General features: G+C 41.5%; 22 protein-coding genes. 11 read left to right on the top strand and 11 right to left on the bottom strand.

Annotation, left to right across the window (positions count from 1 at the left end):
- Nucleotides 1-9 precede the first annotated feature (9 nt).
- Nucleotides 10-663 carry an oxygen-insensitive NAD(P)H nitroreductase gene (gene nfsB / locus B9T29_RS01805; RefSeq protein WP_086174283.1) on the bottom strand — a complete coding sequence of 218 codons (654 nt, stop codon included), beginning with the start codon at nt 661-663 and terminating at the stop codon, nt 10-12.
- 254 nt (nt 664-917) lie between these two features.
- On the opposite strand from nfsB, the gene hpaI reads away from it, so the two are divergent.
- Nucleotides 918-1712, top strand: a complete 795-nt coding sequence (gene hpaI, locus B9T29_RS01800; protein ID WP_086174404.1) for a 4-hydroxy-2-oxoheptanedioate aldolase — start codon at nt 918-920, stop codon at nt 1710-1712.
- A gap of 35 nt (nt 1713-1747) precedes the next feature.
- On the opposite strand, the gene B9T29_RS01795 is transcribed toward hpaI, so the two are convergent.
- The 3 genes from B9T29_RS01795 to B9T29_RS01785 form a co-directional block, all read right to left on the bottom strand.
- Nucleotides 1748-1921: a hypothetical protein gene (locus tag B9T29_RS01795; protein ID WP_228146546.1), complete on the bottom strand. Its 174-nt coding sequence runs from the start codon at nt 1919-1921 to the stop codon at nt 1748-1750.
- 66 nt (nt 1922-1987) lie between these two features.
- Nucleotides 1988-2707 carry a UDP-2,3-diacylglucosamine diphosphatase gene (locus B9T29_RS01790; RefSeq protein ID WP_086174282.1) on the bottom strand — a complete coding sequence of 240 codons (720 nt, stop codon included), beginning with the start codon at nt 2705-2707 and terminating at the stop codon, nt 1988-1990.
- A 137-nt stretch (nt 2708-2844) separates the two neighbouring features.
- A complete protein-coding gene (locus B9T29_RS01785; protein ID WP_067665756.1) occupies nt 2845-3354 on the bottom strand; it encodes a peptidylprolyl isomerase in 510 nt (169 codons plus the stop codon).
- Nucleotides 3355-3520: 166 nt separating this feature from the next.
- Between B9T29_RS01785 and B9T29_RS01780 the strand changes: the two genes are divergently transcribed.
- From B9T29_RS01780 to B9T29_RS01770, 3 genes are all read left to right on the top strand, one after another.
- Nucleotides 3521-5245 carry a glutamine--tRNA ligase/YqeY domain fusion protein gene (locus B9T29_RS01780; RefSeq protein ID WP_086174281.1) on the top strand — a complete coding sequence of 575 codons (1725 nt, stop codon included), beginning with the start codon at nt 3521-3523 and terminating at the stop codon, nt 5243-5245.
- Between the two features lie 130 nt (nt 5246-5375).
- A complete protein-coding gene (locus B9T29_RS01775; protein WP_086174280.1) occupies nt 5376-6287 on the top strand; it encodes a bestrophin family protein in 912 nt (303 codons plus the stop codon).
- A 119-nt stretch (nt 6288-6406) separates the two neighbouring features.
- Nucleotides 6407-6853 (top strand): SRPBCC domain-containing protein, encoded by a 447-nt coding sequence (locus B9T29_RS01770; RefSeq protein ID WP_086174279.1) that lies wholly within the window; start codon nt 6407-6409, stop codon nt 6851-6853.
- A gap of 91 nt (nt 6854-6944) precedes the next feature.
- Here the strand turns inward: B9T29_RS01770 and B9T29_RS01765 are convergent, their stop codons facing one another.
- Nucleotides 6945-7481: a lecithin retinol acyltransferase family protein gene (locus B9T29_RS01765; protein WP_086174278.1), complete on the bottom strand. Its 537-nt coding sequence runs from the start codon at nt 7479-7481 to the stop codon at nt 6945-6947.
- Between the two features lie 147 nt (nt 7482-7628).
- Between B9T29_RS01765 and B9T29_RS01760 the strand changes: the two genes are divergently transcribed.
- Nucleotides 7629-8399: a phosphodiester glycosidase family protein gene (locus B9T29_RS01760; protein WP_086174277.1), complete on the top strand. Its 771-nt coding sequence runs from the start codon at nt 7629-7631 to the stop codon at nt 8397-8399.
- 36 nt (nt 8400-8435) lie between these two features.
- Here B9T29_RS01760 and B9T29_RS01755 read toward each other — a convergent pair whose 3' ends face one another.
- The 4 genes from B9T29_RS01755 to putA all read right to left on the bottom strand — a co-directional run bounded on the left by B9T29_RS01755 (nt 8436) and on the right by putA (nt 15647).
- Complete coding sequence (locus B9T29_RS01755; protein WP_228146545.1) at nt 8436-9611, bottom strand: outer membrane protein transport protein; 1176 nt, start codon at nt 9609-9611, stop codon at nt 8436-8438.
- A gap of 381 nt (nt 9612-9992) precedes the next feature.
- Nucleotides 9993-10223 carry a hypothetical protein gene (locus B9T29_RS01750; protein ID WP_086174275.1) on the bottom strand — a complete coding sequence of 77 codons (231 nt, stop codon included), beginning with the start codon at nt 10221-10223 and terminating at the stop codon, nt 9993-9995.
- 251 nt (nt 10224-10474) lie between these two features.
- Complete coding sequence (gene trmA, locus B9T29_RS01745; protein ID WP_086174274.1) at nt 10475-11557, bottom strand: tRNA (uridine(54)-C5)-methyltransferase TrmA; 1083 nt, start codon at nt 11555-11557, stop codon at nt 10475-10477.
- Nucleotides 11558-11876: 319 nt separating this feature from the next.
- Nucleotides 11877-15647, bottom strand: a complete 3771-nt coding sequence (gene putA / locus B9T29_RS01740; protein ID WP_086174273.1) for a trifunctional transcriptional regulator/proline dehydrogenase/L-glutamate gamma-semialdehyde dehydrogenase — start codon at nt 15645-15647, stop codon at nt 11877-11879.
- 119 nt (nt 15648-15766) lie between these two features.
- Here putA and B9T29_RS01735 point away from each other — a divergent pair, with 119 nt between their 5' ends.
- Nucleotides 15767-16258, top strand: a complete 492-nt coding sequence (locus B9T29_RS01735) for an Lrp/AsnC ligand binding domain-containing protein (RefSeq protein ID WP_086174272.1) — start codon at nt 15767-15769, stop codon at nt 16256-16258.
- A 64-nt stretch (nt 16259-16322) separates the two neighbouring features.
- Here the strand turns inward: B9T29_RS01735 and putP are convergent, their stop codons facing one another.
- Nucleotides 16323-17861 carry a sodium/proline symporter PutP gene (gene putP, locus B9T29_RS01730; RefSeq protein ID WP_086174271.1) on the bottom strand — a complete coding sequence of 513 codons (1539 nt, stop codon included), beginning with the start codon at nt 17859-17861 and terminating at the stop codon, nt 16323-16325.
- A 460-nt stretch (nt 17862-18321) separates the two neighbouring features.
- Here putP and aspA point away from each other — a divergent pair, with 460 nt between their 5' ends.
- From aspA to B9T29_RS01705, 5 genes are all read left to right on the top strand, one after another.
- Nucleotides 18322-19770 (top strand): aspartate ammonia-lyase, encoded by a 1449-nt coding sequence (aspA, locus tag B9T29_RS01725; RefSeq protein ID WP_086174270.1) that lies wholly within the window; start codon nt 18322-18324, stop codon nt 19768-19770.
- A gap of 139 nt (nt 19771-19909) precedes the next feature.
- A complete protein-coding gene (locus B9T29_RS01720; RefSeq protein WP_086174403.1) occupies nt 19910-20281 on the top strand; it encodes a hypothetical protein in 372 nt (123 codons plus the stop codon).
- Between the two features lie 133 nt (nt 20282-20414).
- Nucleotides 20415-23873 (top strand): transcription-repair coupling factor, encoded by a 3459-nt coding sequence (gene mfd / locus B9T29_RS01715; protein WP_086174269.1) that lies wholly within the window; start codon nt 20415-20417, stop codon nt 23871-23873.
- A 233-nt stretch (nt 23874-24106) separates the two neighbouring features.
- A complete protein-coding gene (locus B9T29_RS01710; protein ID WP_086174268.1) occupies nt 24107-24541 on the top strand; it encodes an HIT domain-containing protein in 435 nt (144 codons plus the stop codon).
- A 67-nt stretch (nt 24542-24608) separates the two neighbouring features.
- Nucleotides 24609-26069: an adenylate/guanylate cyclase domain-containing protein gene (locus B9T29_RS01705; protein WP_086174267.1), complete on the top strand. Its 1461-nt coding sequence runs from the start codon at nt 24609-24611 to the stop codon at nt 26067-26069.
- 71 nt (nt 26070-26140) lie between these two features.
- On the opposite strand, the gene fdx is transcribed toward B9T29_RS01705, so the two are convergent.
- Nucleotides 26141-26479, bottom strand: coding sequence for an ISC system 2Fe-2S type ferredoxin (fdx, locus tag B9T29_RS01700; RefSeq protein WP_086174266.1), 339 nt, complete (start codon nt 26477-26479; stop codon nt 26141-26143).
- Nucleotides 26480-26481: the final 2 nt, after the last annotated feature.

Genomic DNA, 26481 nt, shown 5'->3' with positions numbered 1-26481 from the left:
TTTTTTTAATCAAAGCTTGGTAAAAATTTCTTCACGACCCAGACGTGATTTGGGTAACTGAGCATTGAAATCACTTTCACTGCGATAACCCAACGTCATAATGACGGATGGAATTAAACCTTTTTCATCTAATTCCAGTTCTTGACGGATGATTTGTTCATCAAATCCACCAATAGGAGTGGCATCTACACCTTCAATACCTGCGGCCAGCAGTAGTTGGCCCAGTGCAATAAAGGTCTGATTTTCTGCCCAGCGTTGAATATCACCTTTTTCATTACGGTAATAATCCACATAACCGCTACGGCTGTCTTTTTGTCCCTGTTTGGCTTTTTCATCTTTAAAGCGGCCGCTGACATCATCGTGGGTGAGTAGGGTATCTAAATGCTGTTCACTGATATCTGCTTTGGTACAGAACAGAATGGTGTGAGAGGAATCTAAGACTTTAGGTGCATTGTAGGCATATTTACCCACTAAAGCCTTGGCAATGCGCTCTTTGGCCGCTGGATGATCGGCAATAAAAAAATGCCAGGGTTGAATGTTGATAGAGGATGGTGTGAGACGCAGAATTTCCAATAAACGTTCAAATTGCTGCTGCGGAATTTTTTTTGAAGCATCGTATGCTTTGGTGGTGTAACGTGTTTTTGAAACGTTTAACAAATCCATGAGTGACATTTCCACTATTAAATTTTTTATGATTTTACCTGATTCATGGCTGAAATAGCTTAGAAGAATTTTTAGATAACTTATATTTTGGCGTATAGAGTACGAATATTTATTCTAATTTAGAGTAAAAAATTGAATAAAATGAATCATTAATAGCTATATACAATGACAAAATACGAAATCAATATTGGTACTTTTTGCCAAATGACGTTTAATCAATTCAGCATGTAGTTATTGGGTGGAGTAAGTAAATGATAGATGATACAAACCATTTTAAAAGAAGACTAAAAACTGAGCAGCAGATTGGCTTATGGGTCGGGCTGGCAGATGCTTATGGCACTGAAATCGCTGCCAATGCAGGTTATGACTGGTTGCTGATTGACGGTGAACATGCACCCAGTGATTTACGAACTACACTCTCTCAACTGCAAAGCATTGCGGCTTATCCTTCCCAAGCCGTGGTTCGTCCACCGATTGGCAGTGTGCAACTGATTAAACAGCTTTTGGATATTGGTGCACAGACCTTACTCATTCCCATGGTGGAAACGGTTGAACAAGCTGAACTGATGGTCAAAGCGGTACGCTATCCACCAGAGGGTATTCGTGGTGTGGGCGCGGCACTGGCGCGTGCAACACGCTGGAACAGTATTCCTGACTATTATGCAAAGGCCCATGAAAATATTTGTCTGCTGATTCAGATTGAATCGGTAACAGGTCTGGAAAATCTGGATGAGATTCTCAAAGTAGAAGGCATTGATGGGGTATTTATTGGCGCTGTGGATTTGTCTGCCACCATGGGCTATCAGGGTAATCCTAACCATCCGGAAGTAAAAAAAGCTGTAATAGATGCCATTCAGCGCATACGTGCTTCAGGTAAAGCAGCCGGTATTTTATCTACCCAACATGAAGCTACACAACAGTATCTTGATTTGGGTACCGAGTTTGTTGCGGTGGGTGTAGATACCAGTGTATTGATAAATTCTCTACGCGAGCTTTTAGCGAAATATAAAGATGGAACTGAACTGGTTAAATCTGAAGGTGGGTATTAATGGATAAAAAGCCCAATATTTATTGGGCTTTTTATTTAATATAAACTATTTGGATTCTGTAAAAGATGTTTTGATAAAGTGGGTTCAATTCTGAATACTTTTTTATTACCGTCAATTTTTCCAGTGTTAATAATAAATTTCATTGTCTCAAGCCAAGCTATTGCTTGCTCATTTGGATTTAATGCCTTTTCTTGAACTTTATCATTCATAAATAAAGATAATATATTACAAATAACTTAATCAAGTTTTCGAATTTATTGTTTTCAGCTTTTATTTTAATAACTCCAAGTCTTTAATTCTAATTTTTGATTATCTTGCTCAGGATTAATTTCCAGAATCCGTGCTTCATGTGCACGCCAGTCGCCCAGAACAATTCTTTTTTTATCGCGTAGTTCATGAATGGCAGCACGATGGGTATGGCCATGAATCAATACATCAACATGTTCTAAAGCAACTTTCACAGCAAACTGATTCACATCCATGATGTCATAAGACTTCACTTGCTTGGTTTCTGCACTTTTTTTACGGAAACCATTGGCCAGTTTTTGCCGAAAGCTTAAAGGCAGGCGTTTTAAAAAACCTAAAAGCAATGGATTGCGAATGATTTTACGGAACTTTTGATATGACACATCATCAGTGCAGAGCAAGTCACCATGTTCTAAACGGTATGTAGTTTGGGATATTTTTAAAATTGCCGGTTCAGTGAGTACTGTGCCATTGAACTGTTTTAGGAATTTTTTACCTAGCGCGAAATCACGGTTGCCGGCCTGAAAATAAACATGATTGCCAGCACGATTAAATTTTTGCAGGGCATGCACGATTTCATCTAGCCAAGGCGCGGTGTAGTCGTCGCCAATCCAGGCATTAAACCAGTCACCCAAAATATAGAGCTGGGTATTTCTATCTTTATAACTGTCTAATAAATCCAAAAACCCCCGAACGAGTCGAGGGTGTTCAGGTGACAAATGTAAATCAGAGATAAACAGATAGGTCACTAATTTTTTTCCTTTTAATCTCCCTAAATCCCTCTTTGATAAAGAGGGACTTTCCAACTTTTATATTAAAGGGATAAACCTTTATTTTATGAAGGAAAGTTCCTCCCTTTTTAAAGGGAGGCTAGGAGGGATTCTTCTTATTCAGAAATGATTTTTGCAGATTCGATTACAACGTTTTCTAATGGAACGTCAGCGTGGTAGCCACGGTTACCGGTACGAACGCCTTTAATTTCGTTAACTACGTCAAGACCTTCAGTCACTTTACCAAATACTGCATAGCCCCAGCCTTGAGCATTTTTGCCAGAGTGGTTCAGGAATGCATTATTACCCACGTTAATGAAGAACTGAGCAGATGCAGAATGAGGCGCTTGAGTACGTGCCATTGCAATAGTACCCAAATCGTTGGTTAAGCCGTTATCCGCTTCATTTTCAATCGCGTCACGTGTTGCTTTTTCTTTGAAGTTTTCATCCATGCCACCGCCTTGGATCATGAAACCGTCAATAACACGGTGGAAAATTACGCCATCATAAAAACCGTCACGAACGTATTCCAAGAAGTTTGCAACAGTTTTAGGTGCTTTTTCTGAGTTAAGTTCTAGAACAATGCGTCCTTTATTGGTGTTTAATTCGACTTGAGGAAAACTCATTCTATAATCTCCTGATCATGGACTAAAAAAGCCATGGGTTTTTGGTTGAGAGAAGCATAAGCAAACTGTAAACTACAAGGCAAGCAAAAACGTTATTTTCTTTGTTAAAAATAGAGAAAAGCGTTTTAATTATCCTATTTTATCTTATAGAAGTGATTTATCAACTATGAAGCCGAATGATGTTGTTTCATCCCTGCCAAATAACCCGACAACAAGTACTCAATCTGTCGATGCTGCGCAGCAAGAACAACAGCCGGGCTTAGACTTTGTACGCCAAGTGATTACTGACGATTTGGTGGCAGGCCGTACGCAGCAAGTGGTGACACGTTTTCCACCAGAACCGAATGGTTATTTGCATATTGGTCACGTGAAAGCGATTTGTTTGAACTTTGGTGTTGCGCAAGAATTTGATGGTGTATGTAACCTGCGTTTTGACGATACCAACCCGGACGCAGAAGAACAAGAATATGTAGACGGTATTGCCAACGACGTAAAATGGCTTGGTTTTAACTGGAATGGTGAACCGCGTTATGCATCAAGTTATTTCGATCAACTGTACACCTGGGCAGTACAACTGATTGAACAAGGCGATGCTTATGTCGATTTGCAAACCCCTGAAGAAATTAAGTTAAACCGTGGTTCATTTGTAGAACCGGGTAAAAACTCTCCATTCCGTGACGCGACTGTAGAAGAAAACCTGGCGCGTTTTGAACAAATGCGTAATGGCGAACTGGGTGAAGGTCAGGCTGTACTGCGTGCCAAAATTGATATGGCTTCTCCAAACGTGCATATGCGTGATCCAATCCTGTATCGAATTCTGCATTCTGCTCATCACCAGACTGGCGATAAATGGAAAATGTACCCAATGTATGACTATGCGCATCCATTATCTGATGCCATTGAAGGTGTGACTCACTCTTTATGTACCTTGGAATTCCAGGATCACCGTCCGTTTTATGACTGGGTTATCGAGAAAGTTAAATCTCCAGCCGTTCCACGTCAGTACGAATCAAGCCGTCTAAATGTGGATTACACCATTACCTCTAAACGTAAGCTACGTAAACTGGTAGAAGGTGGCTTTGTACAAGGTTGGGATGATCCACGTATGCCAACCGTTGTTGGGATGCGCCGCCGCGGTTTCACGCCTGAAGGTTTGCGTGATTTCTGTAAACGTGTGGGTGTCTCTAAAGTCGATGGTAGTATTGTTGATGTTGCAATGCTGGAATACTGTATCCGTCAGTCTTTGGAAAATACCGCTGCGCGTGGTATGGCGGTGTTAAATCCACTGAAAGTGACTTTGACCAACTTGCCTGAAGATATGGATTTGACTCATGCGCGTCATCCAAACGTCGACATGGGCGACCGTATTATTCCTTTATCTCAAGAAATCTACATTGACCGTAAAGATTTTGAAGAAGTGCCACCGAAAGGCTTTAAACGTTTAATTCCTGAAGGTGAAGTACGTTTACGTCATGCTTACGTGATCAAGTGCGATGAAGTGATTAAGGATGCTAACGGTGAAGTGGTTGAACTGAAATGTTCAATTGACCCGGAAACTTTAGGTAAAAATCCTGAAGGCCGTAAAGTGAAAGGCGTGGTGCATTGGGTATCTGCAACTCAAGGTATACCGGCTGAAGTTCGTATCTACGACCGTTTATTTACTGAATCTGATCCGGAAGTGGGTGATGACTTCCTTGCCAACTTAAATCCTGAATCACTCAAAGTGGTTCAAGCGGTGATTGAACCGGCTTTAGCTGAAGCTCAACCGGAAGACCGTTTCCAGTTTGAACGTGAAGGCTACTTCGTGGCAGATCAATATGATCACACGACAGCAAAACCAGTGTTTAACCGTATTCTGGATTTAAAAGACAGCTTTAAGCCTGGAAAATAGCATTGTTGATTGTCTAGGATGATTCACTGTTGAGTCAAAAATGTTTAGATCAAGCTCAACTTCGGTTGGGCTTTTTCATGAAAGGTATTGTATAAACATTGAAGCGACTAAGTTTCATGAGGGGAAATTTGTGATTATTCGAGATAAAAATAATAGCTTTATGCTGTTATTTGCATGGCATGGCACAATTTTACCTAAAGTGATGCCAGCTCTAGCAGTTGTAGTCAGTTTATCGGCACTGTTGGTGTATTTAAGTGCAGCACATTTCTTGACTATGCCAGAAGTTCCTGCCATTGGCTTTACCATCTTCGGTGTGATTCTTTCGATCTTCTTAAGTTTTAGGAATACGGCTTGTTATGACCGCTGGTGGGAAGGGCGCAAGCTTTGGGGCACACTGATTGCCAATACGCGGCATATTATTCGTGATAGTCATGTGCTGGAAGATTCTCAACGTCAGATTTTGATGTATCGGGTTATGTTATTTTGCTATCTACTACGCGACCGGTTACGTCATCAAGCAACAGATATTCAACATTTCCGAAATAATGTCAATTTAAGCGATGTGCAATGGCAGCAGTGTGCTGAACATATCAATGCGCCGCAGTATTTACTTGAGATCATACAAAAAGATTTGGTGCTGTTTTATAAGCAAGGTCAAATTAGCGACATTATCTATAGCACGTTGACTCGACATACCGTTGCCATGGGCGATATTCATGCAGGCTGTGATCGTATTATGACTACGCCATTGCCATTTTCTTATTCAGTTTTATTACATCGGGCAGTTTATTCATTCTGTTTAATTTTGCCGTTCAGTATTGAAGCGAGTTTCGGTATTTGGACACCTGTAATTGTGGCATTAATTGCCTATTTGTTTTTAGGTCTGGATGCGCTCAGCGCAGAGTTGGAAGAACCATTTGGACTTCAGGAAAATGATTTACCCCTCAATTCAATTGTGCGAAATATTGAACGGGAAATGTTAAGTTCATTAGGGGCTGAAATTCCACCAGTACTTTCAAGCTATAAAGGTAATTTAAGTTAAGTTTAGAAAAATCATTTTTGCCTCTACACGGCCCCGTTTAAGTCTTTAACAATTCAGTGATAGCCATGAATTTCGGATGTGTGCTATCACTGAGAAGAAGAATAAAAAGGAAGATTTCAATGAGCGTAGTCATAGAAACCCAGATGTTAATTCGCAAACCGGTTGCAGAAGTATTTAAGGCCTTTATTGACCCGGAAATCACCAGCAAGTTTTGGTTTACTTCATCTACCGGCCACTTGATAGAAAACACAACCGTAGACTGGTATTGGGAAAAATATGAAGTGACCAGCAGTGTGTATGTCGAACAGCTGATTAATAATGAACTGATTCAGATTGTCTGGGGAGAACCCAAGAGCACGGTAGATTTTATTTTTGAGAAAATATCCGAACAAGAAACTTATCTGCGCATTCGCAATTATGATATTTCTTTGCAAGGTTCAGACTTAGTTGCTTTCGCGATTGAGCAAACATCAGGGTTCACCACTGTGCTGGATGGCTGTAAGGCTTATCTGGAATATGGGGCGCAGTTAAATCTGGTCAATGACAAATTTCCGCCTTTTGTTTAAATGAGAGCTAAAAATTTGCAAATATTCGTCATTTTTCAAAGGGTCTAAAATAAAAATTAAATTGTGCAGATTGAGATTGAAAGCAAATCCATTATTGCTTTCTGGAATTTTGTTGTTTTAACAATAAATAATGTGGAATTCGTTTTTTTGCTTTATCCCGTAATTTTTTCTTGATGTAGAGCACTAAAGCAAAACACGTAGTGGTGAGGGTCAGTAACATGCTGTTCATAAAGCTCATGAGAGAACTGACATAACCAATGGTGGTTAAGCGGTTCATCATGTGAATGACCTGTGGACTACTTTCGATACCAGTAATTGCCCAGGTACATAAATGTTCGCAATTGTTAATAATCAGATGATACTGGTTTTCTTTCATACGCGAACGCATACGCCGTACTACCTTGCGACCTCTAAATTTGGGATTGCTATAGTGCTGGACGATGATGGTTTTACCAAAGCTGAACTTTTCCAGTGAGGTGATCTCAATGGGACGTTTCTTGAATAAATGGGCAAAACCTGAATAATGGATGACCCGACCACGACCTGCATAGATGCCGTGATGGGAATATCCAAAGTGTTTAACGATAAGATGTGTCCCTAAAGGAAATCGTGTTTTCTGCTGTTGCATGTAGACGTTTAACCAATAAAGTTACAAATGTATTTTGTTGATCTAGTTTACTGCTTCTTTATAAAAGAATCGACTATTTCACGGAGTTGACTAGCTTTTATATAGACACTACATCGCAGTATAAAATGTCAGGACTCAGCATACATCATGAGCCACACCAGCATGAAGAAAGTATTGTTAATAAAATCTGTAGTGATTGCTTTACTTAGCACCAACAGCATTACTTATGCTGACCTTCATATCCAGCGCTGGCAAAATGAAAGGGTAGATGTTGATGTGGTCAAAATAGATCAGCCACAAAACTTGCGCCTGTTTTTAAATGATAACCAAACCCATCAATCGCTAGGTAAATTCAAGGCCGTGGCAAAGCAGTTGAAACCATGTGAAAAGCTGCTGTTTGCCATGAATGCCGGAATGTATCATGCAGACTATGCTCCGGTCGGCTTATATGTTGAAGCAGCTCAGCAACAGCAGAAACTCAACACGCTAAAACAAGGTTATGGCAATTTTCATCTACAACCCAATGGTGTGCTGGCCTGGAATTCAAAACAAAGCCTGATCGCCACAACGCAAGATTATCAAAAGCTCAATTTTAATGCCGAATACGCGACGCAATCTGGACCCATGCTGGTGATTGACGGGCAGATTAATCCCCAATTTTTAAAGGATTCAGATTCCTTTAAAATCAGAAATGCCGTCGGGATTAAAGATCAAAGCTTATATTTTGTGATCAGTCGAAATGCAGTCAGTTTTTATCAATTTGCACAATTTTTTCAACAACAGCTTAAAGTGCAAAATGCCCTGTATCTGGACGATTCAATTTCAAGTGCCTATATTCCACAATTAAAGCGCTTCGACTCACGCTTTAATCTGGGACCGATGGTTGCCTATATCGAGCAAAAGAACTGTGCTACTTAATGAATTAAAGTTGTCACCATTAAAAATCTTCACCAACTAAAACTTGTAGCCAATTTTTAAACCATAGCCGATGGCATGGTTATTATTAAATTGCCCGACTTGTGATGCTTCAGACACACCAGGAAGCGGGAGATAATAAGTACCATTCTGCGCAGTTGCATCACCGAGCCAATAGTATTTGATGCCGCCTGAAAAAAAATAATTTGCTTCAGGATTAAACTGTAGCCCCAAGCCGATACTCCAGTAACCTTTGGTGGGATTCAAAATTGATGCGGGATTACCTGTGCCTGAATCCCAACCCAGATCAAATGCGCCAGACCATTTCGTGGTCAGTTGCCTTGCAATGCCTAAGGTTGCACTCCATTGGTTCTTTTGATAATCATCCAGATTAAAGCCTTCAGTATAAGTGCCGTTGCTGAGGGCAGTGGTGGCAAGTGCTGACAATGCGCCGAACTGGGTAGGGCGTATCACAAAATCTTTCCAGTTGACCCAGCGAATGTTCGAGTACAGTAAAGTTCCGCTCATGATACCGGTCTGGAAATCCAGATTGACCGATTGTGGGGTAGAAATTTTGGTTTTGGCATTATCTATCAGAAGTAATGGAGTGCCCAAAATGTTTTCTTCCACATTGATTTTGTGATTAATTTTAGAGTGATAGGTCAATGCGGCTTTTAAGGCTAGCTCGGGAAGCTGATAGGCAAAACCGGCTTTCCAGCCGAGCGCAGCGTCTTGTTTAAACTTGGCGTTATAACCATTAAATTGAGCATATACCAGTCCACGCAGTGCCACATCACCTTTTACGGTTTGATAGGCAGGGCCTGCATATAGATTTATATTTTTGACAGGTTGGTAGCCTAAAATGAGACTCAGATTCTGGCTGTCAATGTTGACCTGTGTGCCTTGCTGGCTCAGTGCCGTATCGGAGAAACTGCCATTGTCTTTTAATGGATAGTGTAAATCCGAGCCAAATGGCTGATCATAAAGAATGCCAAAAGAGAAATTTGGAACGAATTGCAGTTTCAGCGCGGCACTCTGGTACTGAAAATTCTGGGCAATATTATCGGTTGTATTATCAGCACTGTCAGGATTAACCAAATCTGGACGTGAACCTAAGGTATGCCCCGACACTTCAGGATCGGCAGCAGTAATCGTGGCTTCAAAATAATGCCCGGTTTCAAGAAAAGGCAGCACAGACTGTCCTGATTGGTCCATGGCTGCCGCCAGACTATGGCTGGAGATTAGGCTGCATAATATTGCCAGTCTAGGATAATACGGTTGCATATATTTTCCTTTTTAGGCTTATTGTTATTTTTTAGTTTTGTTGTTTTTTTATTCTTACTTTCTTACTTTCTTACTTTCTTACTTTCTTACTTTCTTACTTTCTTACTTTCTTACTTTCTTACTTTCTTACTTTCTTGTTTATATGTTTAGTAGAGCACTTTTAAAATGTGCGGAATAGCAAATTCTGGATGAATTGCGAAAACTATGTTTCGAAGTATTAAAATCTAGAAATATCTGGAAATAAACTGTTTTTATGAACCAATAAAAAAGGCATTTAGTTAACTAAATGCCTTTATTTAGAGGGTTTAGACTCTACTGTTGCAGTGGTAGATGCTGTAATTCATTTAACTCTTTACGGCTATAACCTCGTGAAGCTAAAACCTTTTTAATTCCAATGATGACTTTTTCATCTGTCGCTTGGGCTAAAGCCTGGATCAATTGTTCATTCGATTTACAAGAGCAATCATTTTCGACACAAGTGATTTGATTCTTGTGTTCGTTTTGCTGTTGATTAGCAGAAAACAGCTTTTGCCAAAAACTCATAGAGCCTTCATACACAACCTAATATAGATCGAAATATATCCAAATTTTTGAATAATACAAGCCTGCTAAAGCCATAAAAGGATCAATTGAGCCTTTAATTTTCCGATAATAACTAAACACTTTAACGATATTATGAGATTTACTATTCGGAATTATTTATAAATGATTTATTTTCAATGAAATAAAAATGAAGCTCAGTTGAGCTTCATTGAGGTAAAAACAGATTCAGACTTTACAATGAAATAAATTGTTTAAATCTTTTCCAAGAGTACGCCCGATTCGACATGATGGGTGTAGGGGAACTGGTCAAACATCGCAAATTGGGTAATTTTATGCGTGGTTGATAATGTCTTCAAGTTGTCCTGTAAAGTATCCGGGTTACATGAAATATAAATGATACGTTCAAAGCGTTGAATCAGTTTCAAAGTTTCATCATCAATACCTGCACGTGGCGGATCGACAAATACCGTATCAAAATCATAGCTGGAGATATCGATTTTTGCTTCTTGCAAGCGGCGGAATTCACGTTCACCATTATAGGCTTGAGTGAAATCTTCAGCTGAAAGACGTGCCACCTGAATATTATCAATCTGGTTTTGTTCAATATTCCACTGCGCCGCATAAACAGATGATTTAGCCAGTTCAGTAGCCAGTACGCGATTGAATCTGGTTGACAGCGGCAGGGTAAAGTTACCGTTACCACAGTACAATTCGAGCAAGTCTTTATCGGACTGTTCAGCAGCATTGCATGCCCATTCCAGCATCTTCTGGCAGACTTGAGCATTCGGCTGGGTAAAGCTGCTTTCGATTTGCTTGTATTTGTAAGTACGATCGAATACTTGCAGTTCTTCAACCACAAATTCATCACTGAGTACTACTTTCTGACCGCGGCTACGACCAATCACTTTGATATTCAGTTTTTCAGCCAGCTGTTTGGCCAAGCTTTCCCATTCGGCATCCAGCGGGCAACGATAAATCATGGAAACCAGCATTTCGCCTTTTAAAGTCGCCAGAAAGTGAACTTCAAATAAGCGTTTAGACAATACCTGATTGCTTTTTAGTTCTTGCAGCAAAACTGGCATCAATTGATTAATGCTGCTATCTGCAATCGGGAATTCGTCAATGCGAATCACCTGTTTCTGGTTGTCTTCACTGCGTTCAAACATCGCATAGAACATATCATCTTCAGTATGCCAAATACGGAATTCTGCGCGCATACGGAAGTGTTGTTCAGGGGACTGAAATACTTCTAAAGAAGGGGGATGAAACTCGGCAAATTGAGCAGAAATACGTGCAATCTTGGCATCAAGTTGTAACTGATAAGCTGAAGTCATATGCAGTAAAAATCACAAACACATTGAAAACAGGGATGGTAACAAAGTTTGAATCAGATGACTAAACTTATTGCCCATTCAGCGGCAGAAATATAGTGATTGAACTCAAATCCCAATGTGGTTTTTTTGATATTGAGAATGATCAAGGCTGATTTTTAATTAAAAGATAAAAATGAGGATTATTTGAATAGTTTCAAAACTAAAAAGAAACCAAGTCAACCAGACCAGGGAGAAGTTGACTTGGTAAAGAGGAAGCGATACTTCGTTATAGGGTTAAGTGCTGAAGTACATTTTTTAAGTTTGGGTTGACGTTAAGCTTTTAATTTAAGGTCATCAGGCTGGCATTACCTCCTGCGGCTGCGGTATTGATACTGATCGCGCGTTCAATTACTAAGCGCTCTAAAGGAATATCGTGATCAAGCGGTTTTAAATGCGTAATGCCGATAATTGCCCCGGAACGGCCAGCAATTTGAGTTTGCAAGTATTGCAGTTGTGCTTTACTGCCGTGATGCAGCACGGCATCAAAATCACCGCTTTCGATGTTCTGGATTACGGCAAAACGCTGTGCAATTTCTTTGGGCATTTGAGCCAGATACTTCAGCACAAAGGTATTCTCAGCCAGTACAACTGGCTGGCTGCCAACCGCAAAAATTGCCGCCCATTGCTGAATCTGATCCTGTTCTTGCTCTGCCAGAGACAGCACACGTTTTCTTGGCAACACCACATATTGATTGCTTTCACCGGTCGGACCTTGCAATTCATAATGATGGCCAGAACAGAATGTAGGGCATGGTTTTAATTGATATTGCGGGAAGGTTTTATCTGCCCATCGATAAAACAGTTCATATAAAGGTTGGTGCGCTGGCTGTGTTACTTGTGCCTGAGTTGCAAAAGGAGTGGTCAGTTTTTTAGCAGAGCAGTGCTGCATTAAACGATACAGATAAATTGGACCACCGGCTTTAGGTCCGGTACCGGATAGGCCTTCACCACCAAAAGGCTGAACGCCGACCACTGCACCGACAATATTACGGTTGATGTATAAGTTGCCGACTTCTGCATGGGCAATCACGGTTTGAATGGTTTCATCAATACGGGTATGCAGTCCCATGGTGAGTCCGTAACCTTTGCTGTTGATCTGTTCAAGCAGCTGTTCTAATTGACCGTATTGATAACGAATCACATGCAAGACCGGACCAAACACTTCTCGCTGCAAATCATCCAGATTTGGTAATTCAATTAAAGTAGGTGGAATAAAAGTACCTTCGGTTAAAGTCTGATCCTGTGTTACATTCAGCATCAATTGATGGACGGGATGGCCTTTGCCGCGCATCTGGTCAATATGTTTCTGGATATTGCTTTGTGCTTCAAGATCAATCACCGGGCCGATATCGGTTTTTAACAGCAATGGATTGCCGATACGCAGTTGTTGCATCGCACCTTTCAGCATATTGATGACACTATCTGCATTATCTTCTTGAACACAGAGCACTCGTAAGGCAGAGCAACGTTGCCCGGCACTGTCATAAGCCGAACTCACCACATCTAGAATCACTTGTTCAGTCAATGCGGATGAATCCACAATCATGGCATTTTGACCGCCCGTTTCCGCAATTAAAGGAATCGGTTGACCCGAAGTGCTGAGTCGTTGCGCAAGAGTCTTTTGCAAAATTTTGGCTACTTCGGTGGAACCGGTAAACATGATGCCTTGAATACGCGCATCACCGCTTAATTGCGCACCGACTGTTTCACCTTGTCCCGGTAGAAGTTGCAGTACATCTTGAGGAATACCGGCTTGCCATAAAATTTGAATCGCTTGCGCAGCAATCAACGGGGTTTGTTCAGCCGGTTTGGCAATCACGGTGTTTCCTGCCACCAACGCCGCAGAAATTTGTCCTGTAAAAATCGCCAAGGGGAAATTCCATGGACTGATACATAGCACCGTGCCTAATGGTTGAATTACTGCATCCTGATTCAGATCGATGATTTGCGCAGCGTAATAACGCAGGAAATCGATCGCTTCACGAACTTCTGCAATGGCATGGGCATAGGTTTTACCGCTTTCACGACACAGTAAAATCATCAATTCTTGCAAACGTGCTTGCATGATATCCGCTGCACGCTGTAAGCAAGCAGCACGTGTGTCTTTAGGAGTATTGCTCCATTCAGCTTGTGCATTCACGGCATTATCCAAGGCCTGATTGACCTGATCAGCGCTTGCTTCCTGTACATGACCAACTATATCTAGATGATCGGCAGGATTCACAATAAGAAGTGACTGTGGCCTTGTATCAGTTGAGTCATTTTCAAGACCGATATTTTTCCCCCAGGCTTTTGCCTGCCATTGATGCTGACTCAGGTTGTGTGCAGTCTGGTTTAGTTCAGTCAGGTCATGATCATTGGCTAAATCCAGACCTGCTGAGTTTGGACGGTTATTGCCATATAAATCGGGTGCTAAGGGAATAGCTGGATGCTTTTGACCAAGCTGTGATTCATGGGCTGCATTTTTCAAAATTTCTGAATGTGGATTTTCAATCAGATCTTCAATTTTTAAGGATTTATCTGCAATACGATTCACGAAAGAGGTATTGGCGCCATTTTCCAGTAAGCGTCGTACCAGATACGCCAGTAGCGTTTCATGATTGCCGACTGGTGCATAAATACGGCAAGGCACACCCAGTTTGTTATCCATTTTATTGCCCACCACTTGCTCATACAGCGGTTCGCCCATGCCATGCAGACACTGGAATTCATACTGACCGCTGTAATATTGGTTTGGATCGGCCAGATGGTAAATCGTGGCAAGGGTCTGGGCATTGTGCGTCGCAAACTGCGGATAGATCTGCTCTGGCGCGGCCAACAGTTTTTTCGCACAGGCAATATAAGATAAATCAGTATGCACTTTGCGGGTAAACACCGGATAATCGATCATGCCATCAATCTGGGCTTTCTTGATTTCGCTATCCCAGTAAGCACCTTTAACCAGACGGATCATCAAGCGTTTTTGACTGCGTTTTGCTAAATCCACTATGTAATCAACCACGTTGAAACAACGTTTTTGATAGGCCTGAATCACAAAGCCAATACCTTTCCAGTCGGCAAGACTAGGCTCAAAACACAGACGCTCGAGTAATTCTAAAGAAATTTCCAGACGCTCAGATTCTTCAGCATCAATGTTTAAACCAATATTGTAGCGTTTTGCTAGTTCTGCCAATTGCAGCACTTTTGGATACAGCTCTTCATGTACGCGGCTGATTTGTGCACGCTGATAGCGCGGATGCAGGGCAGACAACTTGATCGAAATACCCGAACCGTCATAAACATCTTTGTCTTGTGAAGCTTGACCGATGGCATGAATCGCATTGCTATAATCTTGATAATAACGTTCAGCATCATGTTCTGTGAGGGCTGCTTCACCGAGCATGTCATAAGAATAACGGAAACCTTTGTCTTCCAGAGGTTCTGCATGTTCTAGCGCTTCTTGAATAGTTTCACCAGTAACGAACTGTTCACCCATCATCCGCATGGCGACATCTACTGCTTTACGGATAATCCCGCGACCACTACGTGCTAACAGCCCGGTCAGTACGCTGGATAGACTTTTTTGTTTCGGGGTTTCCATCAGTTTGCCGGTCAGCATGAGACCCCAAGCCGCGGCGTTGACAAACATCAGGCTGCTTTGTCCCAAATGTTCTTTCCAGTTGCCCTGATTAATTTTGTCGCGAATCAGCAAGTCACGTGTCGCGCTGTCTGGAATTCGAAGCAGGGCTTCGGCCAGACACATCAAGGCAATGCCTTCTTGAGAGGATAATGAAAATTCTTGCAATAAACCCTGAACGATCCCGGCTTTACCATTAGAGCTTTTACGTTCACGCAATGTGTGGGCCAGGTTAAAAGCCAGGTCGTAAATACGCTGATTCAGTTGTTCAGAAATCTGGCTATATTCAAGCAGGTTTTCAACACACTCGGGTTCAGCACGGCGCCAGGCAGTATTAACCTCAACTTCATAATCATTCTTTTCTTTGAATTCAGTAATATATTCAAAGTGAGGTTTAGCTTCGTCGAAGCGAGTTTCTGTGTCCATCATATTCATGCCAACATCCTGTGACTGCCAATATTTTTGTTGAGTGAAATACCTTATATAATTTATGATTACAGAAAGGATGCCGAATAACTCACTATAATTTTTATTCATTTTAGAGAATAATTCAGATGACGAGCCCAATTTTTACCTTGGACAGAACAGATATCAAAATTTTAGATATTCTGCAAAATGATGGACGAATTTCAAATATCAAATTGGCTGAAGCGGTGAATTTGTCCCCGACTGCGGCTTTGGCACGGGTGCAGAAATTAGCCAAAGACGGTTTTATTTTAGGCTATGAAGCGAAACTCAATCCTGACATGCTGAATGCCAGTTTTGTGGTGTTTGTGGAAATCTTACTGGATAAAACCACACCCAATGTGTTGGAAGAATTTTCCGATGCGATCATGCAATATCCTGAAATTGTGGAATGTCACATGATCAGTGGTGGATTTGATTTTGTGGTGAAAATCCGCTGTGCCAATATGGAAGAGTTCCGCAGAATTTCAGGACAGGTGCTCTGGCAATTGCCGGGTATAAAAGAGACGCGTAGTTATCCGGTAATGGAAGTGATTAAAGAAAGCTCTAAAATTTATCTTAAAAATAAAGGGCAAAAATAGAATCAATAAAAGGGGCATAAGCCCCTTATATCACATTCAAATTTTGATACAGCTCATCCGCAATTTATAGTGAATTTTCAGGTTGAGCCGGTATTCCATTTTGCAACTCTGCCATTTCTTTCTTGTACAATTCATCTGCTTGTTCGAAACGCTGAATGACTTCCTGTGAAGGCGCTTTTTCTAATAAGCTCACCACCACAATACCTACAAATGACAGAATAAAACCGGGCACAATTTCATACAAGCCGGTACTGGCCATGGTGTTTTTCCATAAAATTACTGTCACAGCTCCCACAATAATACCGGCAATCGCGCCGTTTAAGGTCATGCGTTTCCAGAATAAAGACAAGATGATCAGCGGACCAAATGCAGCACCAAATCCTGCCCAGGCATAAGCTACCAGACCGAGCACTTTACTGTTCGGGTTACTTGCAAGTGTAATGGCGAGAACGGCAATAGCTAAAACCATCAGGCGTCCTACCCAGACCAGTTCCTTTTGTGACGCATTTTTGCGCAGGAAGGATTTATATAAATCTTCAGTCAATGTACTTGAGCAGACCAGAAGCTGACAGCTGAGGGTACTCATCACTGCAGCTAAAATAGCGGCTAAAATAATCCCCGCAATCCACGGATTAAACAGGATTTTGGTCAGTTCCATAAATATAGTTTCAGGATTTTGCGAAACTACAGCAGATAATTCAGGATGTTGCTGAAAGTAGGCGATACCGATATAACCCGCACCCATGGCACCGCCTAAACATAGAATCATCCAGCTCATGCCAATACGACGTGCTGCAGGAATGGTCTTTACAGAATCGGCCGCCATAAAACGCACCAGAATATGCGGTTGTCCAAAATAGCCTAAGCCCCATGCGAGGGAGGATAGGATGGCGACGGTACTTAAACCTGAAAGCATATTGCTGGCATGCGGACGCGCGGTTTCAATCACGCTTGCAAACTGCTGACTGTGATCACCCAGTGCCAGATAGGCCATGATTGGTGTAAGCAGCAGCGCGAAAATCATCAGTCCAGCCTGGAAAGTATCGGTCCAGCTAATCGCAAGAAAACCACCGATACAGACATAACTAATCGTTGCAATGGCGCTAATCCAGAGCGCAGTGGTATAAGACATGCCAAAAATACTTTCGAATAATCGTGCACCTGCGACCATGCCGGACGCACAATAAATCGAGAAAAATACCAGAATAACCAAAGCCGAAATAATGCGTAGCACACGTTTACGGTCACCAAAACGACTGGTGAAATAGTCTGGCAGGGTTAAGGCATTGTTCTGCACTTCAGTATGTACACGTAATCGACCGGCGACTAACAGCCAGTTCAGCCATGCACCAATAATCAGGCCAATCGCAATCCAGGCTTCAGATAAACCTGAAAGATAAATCGCTCCAGGCAAACCCATCAGCAACCAGCCGCTCATATCGGAAGCTCCTGCGGAAAGGGCGGTGACCACGCTGCCCAGACTGCGCCCTCCCAGAATATAATCTGAAAAGTCGGAGGTGGCTTTATAGGCATACAGTCCTATACCAACCATGGCAATGATATAAAAAATAAATGTGATGAGGGTGGGGTTAAGTTGACTCATGGGCGCATCCTTATGTCCTTATGAATAACATCTTTCCAAGATGATTTTTTGTGCAGGTTCAGTCAGGCGCTGATTCAACCATAAAATTGAAATTACCTTCTGTAACATTTCTAAGGGATTTAATCACGTGTTGTGTAGCGGAATGTGTTTTCAGATACAATTGATAAAAATTTAATAAAATAAATAACTTATAAGTGTGTAATTTAATGTCATTCATCTTGTGCGAATAATTGTCTACTGTGAATTAGAAATAACGCTCAAAAATTTTTGTGCCTAATTTTTTTTAATGATGAAAATTGGAAGCGCTAAGATAGTTACAAATACTTACATTCGCTACAGAGTCCATGTATTTGGTTAAAGAGCATTGCCAAATAAATATCTTTTTACAATATTTAAAATAGCGTAAAGCCTTAATATTTTTCAATTGCACAATTCTAGTGCATACATGTGAGTATATAAAGTGACAACAGTTCAACCCGACAATACAAGAATAGAGCGTGATTTGCTGGGAGCAAAAGAAGTTCCAGCAGCATGTTATTACGGCATTCATACTGTAAGGGCTTTAGAGAATTTTCAAATCTCTAATCAGAAAGTTGGAAGTCAGCCGCATTTTATTCGGGCTTTGGCGCAAGTTAAAAAAGCTTCGGCACAAACCAATTTAAAATTTAGCAAAATTTCGGAACAAGTCAGTCAAGCGATTCAGCTTGCCTGTAATGAACTCATCGAATTTCCGGAAAAATGGAGTGAGGCTTTTCCTTTAGATGTTTATCAAGGAGGAGCGGGAACATCTATTAATATGAATACCAATGAGGTATTGGCCAATATTGCCTTAGAGCATTTAGGTTTTCATAAGGGGCAATATGAACATATTCATCCCAATGATCATGTCAATAAATCCCAATCCACCAATGACGTGTATCCAACCGCATTACGCTTGGCGACCTATTATAGTCTGGATGATCTGTTACTTCAGATGCAAAAATTGATTGATACGCTGCATATCAAGGTTGCTGAGTTTCAGTTTGTTTTAAAAATGGGACGTACTCAATTACAAGATGCAGTTCCGATGACTTTGGGACAAGAGTTCCGTGCTTTTGCAACTTTGTTAAAAGAAGATATCCGTTTAATTCAGCGTACCCGTGAGCTTTTACTGGAAGTGAATCTGGGGGCTACAGCCATTGGTACAGGGGTAAATACCCCTCAAGGTTATGCGCATGAAGCGATTCAATCTTTAAATAAAATTACCGGGCTGAATTTAATGGGGGCGGAAGACTATGTTGAAGCCACCAGCGATTGCGGTGTATTTATTATTTTATCCAGTGCGCTGAAACGTCTGGCAGTGAAACTTTCAAAAATATGTAATGACTTGCGTTTACTAAGCTCGGGGCCGCGTACTGGTTTGGCGGAAATTCGGTTACCTGAATTGCAAGCTGGCTCATCCATTATGCCAGCCAAAATCAATCCGGTGATTCCTGAAGTGGTGAATCAGATCGCTTATAAAGTGATTGGCAATGATTTAACCGTGACCATGGCTGCTGAAGCAGGTCAATTACAGCTTAATGTCATGGAACCGGTGATTGCTGTTGCAATTAATGAATCGATTGAATTACTGACCCGAGCTATTTCAAGTCTGGATAATAAATGTATAAAAGGCATCCAAGCCAATGAGCAGGCATGCTATGACGCAGTGATGCGTAGCGTGGGTATTGTGACTTTACTCGATCCAATTCTGGGGCATGCCAAATGCGATGAAATTGGAAAACAGTGCATTGCTGAAAATAAGACCATTCAACAGGTGGTTCTGGAGCTGGAATTACTGACTCAAGTGCAGCTGGATGAAATATTCGCATTTAGCAACCTGGTTTCAGAAGTAAGCCTACAGCATGAACCTTTGGCACAGGTCGGCTAATTGCTGGCTAGCAAAATAATCATGATCCGAATAAAAAAGGTCGCAATTTAAACAGCGATCTTTTTTATGAAAAAATAGGGGTGAAGATGATGCAGCACAGGGTTAAAATATTCAGGATTTTTTTCTATGTGCCATGCCCATGCTGAATAAACTTACCGGACTATTTACAGGTTCAGGACTGTTCAAAAGTTCTAAACCGTCTCCTGAACAGCTATATCTTCAAGACAATAATATCCAGTTCGATCCGGAGCAGGGCTATATTGTCGATGGGATTGTCGTCAATCAATTGTCAGAACGCTTGGCTTATTTCTCTAATCGCAAACTAAATAACTTTGACGATTTAAAAGTTCTGTATTTTACCGCCATTCTAATCAATGAAAAAATTGATCTGGAAATCGCTAATCAGCGTTTTGTAGCCCGATTAGGCAATACTGAAGAAAACCTGTTGCAGTTGAAACAGATCATTAAAAAGCTGAATGATTACTATCGTAATTTTCTGCGCGAAAAATAATGCGATAGATGCTTGTGCACTCGGCATCTAAAAGGATTTGGATGCCAGCATGAGCTGCATATAAAAATAACTCAACCAAGAAAAAACCCATGTTAAGATACAGCTCATGTCATTTAGACCAAAAGCTATATACATGTTCCAACAAGAAATTTCTCAACTGAATCTGCCACAATTAAAAGCAGGCGAAAAACGCTGGGTCGGTAATTTACAAGGCTCATCTGCCGCGTTATTGTTCAAAGAAATTGCGACGCAAAGTAAGCAATTATTTATTGTGGTGGCCAGAAATAATCAGCATTTGGGACAGTTGGAAAGTGAACTGGAATTTTATGGCATAAAACCGACCATTTTTCCGGATTGGGAAATTTTGCCCTACGACCGTTTATCTCCACATCAGGATATCGTGTCAGAACGCCTTTCCATTTTATCCAATATGCCACAGCAGGGCGTATTGCTGCTTTCTGCATCGACTCTGGCACAGCGTGTTGCACCGACCTCATGGATATTAGGCGAACATTTTGATATTAAAGTCGGGCAAAAATTTGAATTAGAACAACAAAAACTGCGTTTAATTCAGGCGGGCTATCATCTGGTCGATACCGTATATGACCATGGTGAATTCGCTGTGCGCGGCAGCATTATGGATATCTATGCATCCGGACAAAGTGCACCAATTCGTATCGATCTGTTTGATGATGAAATTGAAAGCCTGAAATTCTTTGATCCTGAAACACAAAGAACCACGCAAACACTGCAACAGTTTTCGGTCTTACCGGCCAAGGAATTTCCCCTTAAAGAAGGCCGTGCAACGTTCCGTGATCGTTATGCTGAAAGTTTTCCTCAGGCAAATCCGAAGAAAAATCCAATCTATCAAGATGTTTTAGAAGGCATTGCATCGCCGGGTCTAGAGTTCTATTTCCCTTTATTCTTTAGTAAGCAGGCCATGGATACGCAAAGTACGCTGATGGCGTACTTACCCAAGAATGGCATTGTCATTACAGATAAGCATCTAGATGAAGGTTTAACCAGTTTTTGGAAGGATGTGGTTCGCCGTTATGAAGATCGCCGTCATAATGTCGATCATCCTATTTTGCCGCCAGAAGATATTTTCTTGCAGCCGAATCAGGTTTTAGAGCAGCTGAACCAGTTCGCCAGAATCATCGCCTCAACTGAAGAATTTGTCGAAAAAACCGGTGTGATTAATTTCAACACGGAAACTCCTCCGCGTTTACCGGTGGACCCAAAACAGGAAAAACCGTTTTCAGCGGTTAAAAAATATATTGATGCGGCCAATCATCCGGTACTGTTGGTGGCTGAAAGTGCAGGCCGTCGTGAAACGCTCAAAGATGCCTTGCGTCCAGCGCTGGGGGACATTCCCAATGTTGAAAACTACGCGCAATTTAGAAGCTCTTTACATGCAATAGCCATTACCAGTGCGCCACTGGATCGTGGTCTGGTCATTCCGAATCAGCTCACCGTGATTTCGGAAAACCAGCTTTATGAACATCGTGTAGTACAACGCCGCCGTAAGCGTCAGCAAGAAGTATCTGAAGAATTCCTGATTCGCAGTTTAACTGAACTGAGTATCGGTGCACCGGTGGTGCATATTGATTATGGTGTTGGACGTTATGCCGGCCTGGTCACTTTAAGTATTGATGATCAGGAGCATGAGTTTTTACAGCTTGATTATGCCGATGCGGCCAAGGTGTATGTGCCGGTCACCAATCTGCATTTAATCAGCCGTTATAGTGGCGGCGATCCGGACTTGGCACCTTTGCATAAACTGGGTACCGATGCCTGGAACAAGGCAAAACGTAAAGCGCTGGAACAGATTCATGATGTTGCCGCTGAACTGTTGCATATTCAAGCACGCCGTCATGCCAAGCCGGGCTTTAGTTTTGAACTGGAACAAAGTCCTTATATGCAATTTTCCAGTGGTTTTGCCTATGAGGAAACCCTAGATCAGGCCAATGCGATTGAAGCAACCCTGCACGATATGCAGCTGGCCAAACCGATGGATCGTTTGGTGTGTGGCGATGTAGGCTTTGGTAAAACTGAAGTAGCGATGCGTGCTGCATTTTTAGCGGTACAAAACAACAAGCAGGTCGCAGTTCTGGTTCCGACGACCTTGCTGGCACAGCAGCACTATGAATCCTTTAGAGACCGTTTTGCCGACTGGCCGATTCGTATTGAAGTGCTTTCCCGTTTTGGTTCAAGCAAATCACATAGCAAAACCATTGAAGACCTGGCTGAAGGTAAAGTGGATATCGTCATTGGTACGCATAAAATTTTGCAGGAAAGTATTCAGTTTAAAAATCTGGGTCTGATGATTGTTGATGAAGAGCATCGTTTTGGCGTGCGTGACAAAGAACGTATAAAAGCTATGCGTGCAGATGTCGATATGCTGACCCTCACCGCGACACCAATTCCGCGTACCTTAAATATGGCTTTTAGCGGAATGCGTGATCTGTCGATTATCGCCACACCGCCTGCGCGTCGTCTGGCCGTGAAAACCTTTGTGCAGGAACAGACCAGCGAATCGATTAAAGAAGCGATTCTGCGTGAATTGCTGCGCGGTGGACAGGTATATTTCCTGCATAATGAAGTGGATACCATCGAGCGCACTGCCGAAAATATTCGTGAACTGGTACCTGAAGCCCGGGTAGCGGTTGCCCATGGTCAAATGAGGGAACGTGAACTGGAGCAGGTGATGCAGCAGTTTTATCACAAGGAATACAATGTTCTGGTCTGCTCAACCATTATTGAAACCGGGATTGATGTACCCAATGCCAATACCATCTTGATTGAACGTGCTGACAAATTAGGCCTTGCACAGTTACACCAGTTGCGTGGTCGTGTGGGACGCTCTCATCATCAGGCTTATGCTTATCTGTTAGTGCCTTCACTTAAAGGCTTAAAAGGGGATGCAGAAAAACGTCTGGATGCGATTCAGCGTGCATCTAATTTAGGTGCCGGTTTCATGCTGGCGACGGAAGATCTGGAAATTCGTGGTGCCGGTGAGCTTCTAGGCGAGCAGCAAAGTGGTTCCATGCAAGCCATTGGTTATAGCCTGTATATGGAAATGCTGGAAAAGGCGACCAAAGCCATTCAAAAAGGCAAAACCCCGAATTTCGATGCACCATTGTCCTTAATTGCCGAAATCAACCTGCATATGCCGGCGCTGATTCCAGATGAATATCTGGGGGATGTGCATCAGCGCTTGCTCTTCTATAAACGTATCAGTAATACCGATACTCAGGAAAAACTCGACAATATCCGCATGGAGCTGATTGACCGTTTTGGTGTGCCGCCTCAGCCAGTGAAACAGTTGTTTGCTGTGCATCAAATTAGGTTAAAGGCAGAGCAGCTGGGCATTACCAAAGTTGATATCAGTTCGCATGGCGGGCATATTGAATTTTCACCGGATACGCCGGTACAGGCCATCAGCATTATTCAGATGATGCAAAAACATCCGACCTTTTTCCGTATGGATGGCGGACAGCGTTTAAAAGTAATGGTGATGCTGGAAGATTATCAAAAGCGTATCCAGTTCATTGTCGATTTACTGGATAATTTATTAAAAGAAATTCGCTGATCTGTTGCAGGGTGCATAAATATTATGCACTCATTTTTAAAATTGCCCGGATTTGAATCATTCTAGTCATGAAGCACTTGATTTTTTAAAGAAATTTATTAAATTCAAGCGTGTTAGCATGTTCAGTGCAAATAGTGGTTTATTTGTAATGAAACTCATTGCATAGAATATTCACGTCCCATTGTATGTGATAGTATTAGCCATCATTCTAATTTTGCATAATTTATAAAGATATGTTTAGTTTGCATCCACAACTTGCTCAAGATACTTTTTTTGTAGGCGACTTTCCACTGTCAACATGTCGTTTAATGAATGATATGCAATTTCCGTGGCTCATCTTAATTCCACGCGTACCAGGCGTGAGCGAATTATATGAATTAAGTCAGGCCGACCAGGAACAATTTTTGCGTGAATCTAGCTGGTTATCCAGTCAGCTTGCACGTGTATTCCGCGCAGACAAGATGAATGTTGCGGCACTAGGAAACATGGTTCCGCAATTGCATTTTCATCATGTGGTTCGCTACCAAAATGACGTGGCTTGGCCAAAACCAGTTTGGGGTACACCCGCAGTTCCTTATACCAATGAAGTTCTTGCGCATATGCGTCAAACCTTGATGCTTGCATTACGCGGTCAGGGTGACATGCCATTTGACTGGCGCATGGATTAATTTCTGGTCATCGAAAAAGCCATAGTATGGAATTTATGGTGTAAAGGCTCGGATCAGGAGGAATTGAGTGTCATTAGACGACTGGATTAGAAAAGAACCAAGACAATTTGAATATTTTCATCGTTTGATGGGATATATGATGTTGTCTTTACTGATGATTGTCTATCATTACACGACATCTGACACTCAATACCAAATTTATATTCCTTTTTTTCTCTTGGTTATTTTTCTGGTCACGCCAAAATTATCGACCTGGTTACAGTATCGTTATAATTCCAATATAAAACGCAGTGTCTTATTTATTACTGATGTTATTGTTATTTCAGTCATTTTATCTGCTATTCATTTAAACCTGGTTCTGACTTTTATTTCACTGTTTGTCATTTTATATACGGCAATCACTAACAAGATTTCTTTTTTAGTGGTCTCATTGGCAAGTTTAATCGGAATAGCAAATTTTTATCTATGTAATATTCTGATTTTTGGTTTTGGTGAGTATTTTGAACAAACCACTGGTGAATTAACTGTACTTGGCTTTATTTGTTTAATTACTTTTTTCGGTGTTGGCAGTTTTTACCAAAGCAGTCAGATTCAACATATCAGTAATCGCAAATCCTATTATTATGATCAAATGAATCGTTATATGGAGTTTGCCAACCAGCTTAGCCGCTATGCACCTGTGCAGTTGTGGCAGTCGATTATGAAAGGGGAATCGGAAGCCAAAATTGAATATAAACGAAAAAAAATGACTATTTTCTTTTCAGATATTCAAGGTTTTACCGAACTTTCAGAAACGCTGATTCCTGATGATTTAGCATTCTTGCTGAATGACTATCTCAGTCATATGACGGAAATTGCCAAGCAGTATGAAGCGACAGTCGATAAGTTTATGGGTGATGCCATCCTGATTTTCTTTGGTGATCCAATCTCGCAAGGTGCCGAACAAGATGCAAAAACTTGTCTGGACATGGCGATTGACATGCGTCAGCAAATGAAACTGCTCAGAGAGCGCTGGATTAAAATGGGTTATCCGGCCTTGCATATTCGTATGGGAATCAGTACCGGATATTGTCACGTGGGTAACTATGGTGCGGCGCATCGTATGGCTTATACCATTGTTGGCCGGGATGCCAATTTGGCAGCACGATTACAAAGTGCGGCAGCGGTAGATGAAATTTTGATTTCAGATGAAACCTATAATTTAATTAAAAATGATTATTTGTGTGCGCCTAAAGCACCTATTAGGCTTAAGGGTATTCAAGGTCCAGTCAAGACTTGGCAGGTCATGGAAAAATATACTTCGCGTAAATCAGATTATCAGCGCTGGTTTGATTATGAATATAAAGGCTTTCATTTATTGCTGAATCTGGATGAAGTGCAAAATTATGAATATCCAGAGCTGATCCAAGTGTTGGAAAAAATGATTAAGCGTATTGAAAAACAGCAAAAAATGACCAATTCAGAAGGCATTGTAAAGCTGAGTCTGGAAGATGTAGTGGAAGATCAGAAAGACCAGCAGTATCACTAGAAATATTTATTTAGCTTCAGCTTAAATATAAAAAACCACGCAATAGCGTGGTTTTTTCATATCTAAATCAATTAATGATTTTCAGAAGCATGGTTAATTGTATATTTGGGAATTTCAACTTCCAGGTCTTCATCGACAATTTTTACTTGGCATGAAAGACGGGAATCTGGTTCCAAGCCCCAGGCACGATCGAGTAAATCTGCTTCGACATCCGTCATTTCTTCAAGACTGTCAAATCCTTTACGAACAACGACGTGACAAGTGGTACATGCACAAGACATATCACATGCATGTTCAATCTTGATGCCATTTTTTAACAGGCTTTCGCACAGGTTGGCATCCTGTTCAACTTCAAACTCAGCACCATTAGGGCAAATTTGCGCATGTGGCAGAACTTTAATACGTGGCATAA

This window comes from Acinetobacter sp. ANC 3903 (genome assembly GCF_002135315.1).
GTDB lineage: Bacteria > Pseudomonadota > Gammaproteobacteria > Pseudomonadales > Moraxellaceae > Acinetobacter.
Note: the sequence above shows the minus strand (reverse complement) of the source record. Positions and strands in the feature narration are given on the sequence as shown.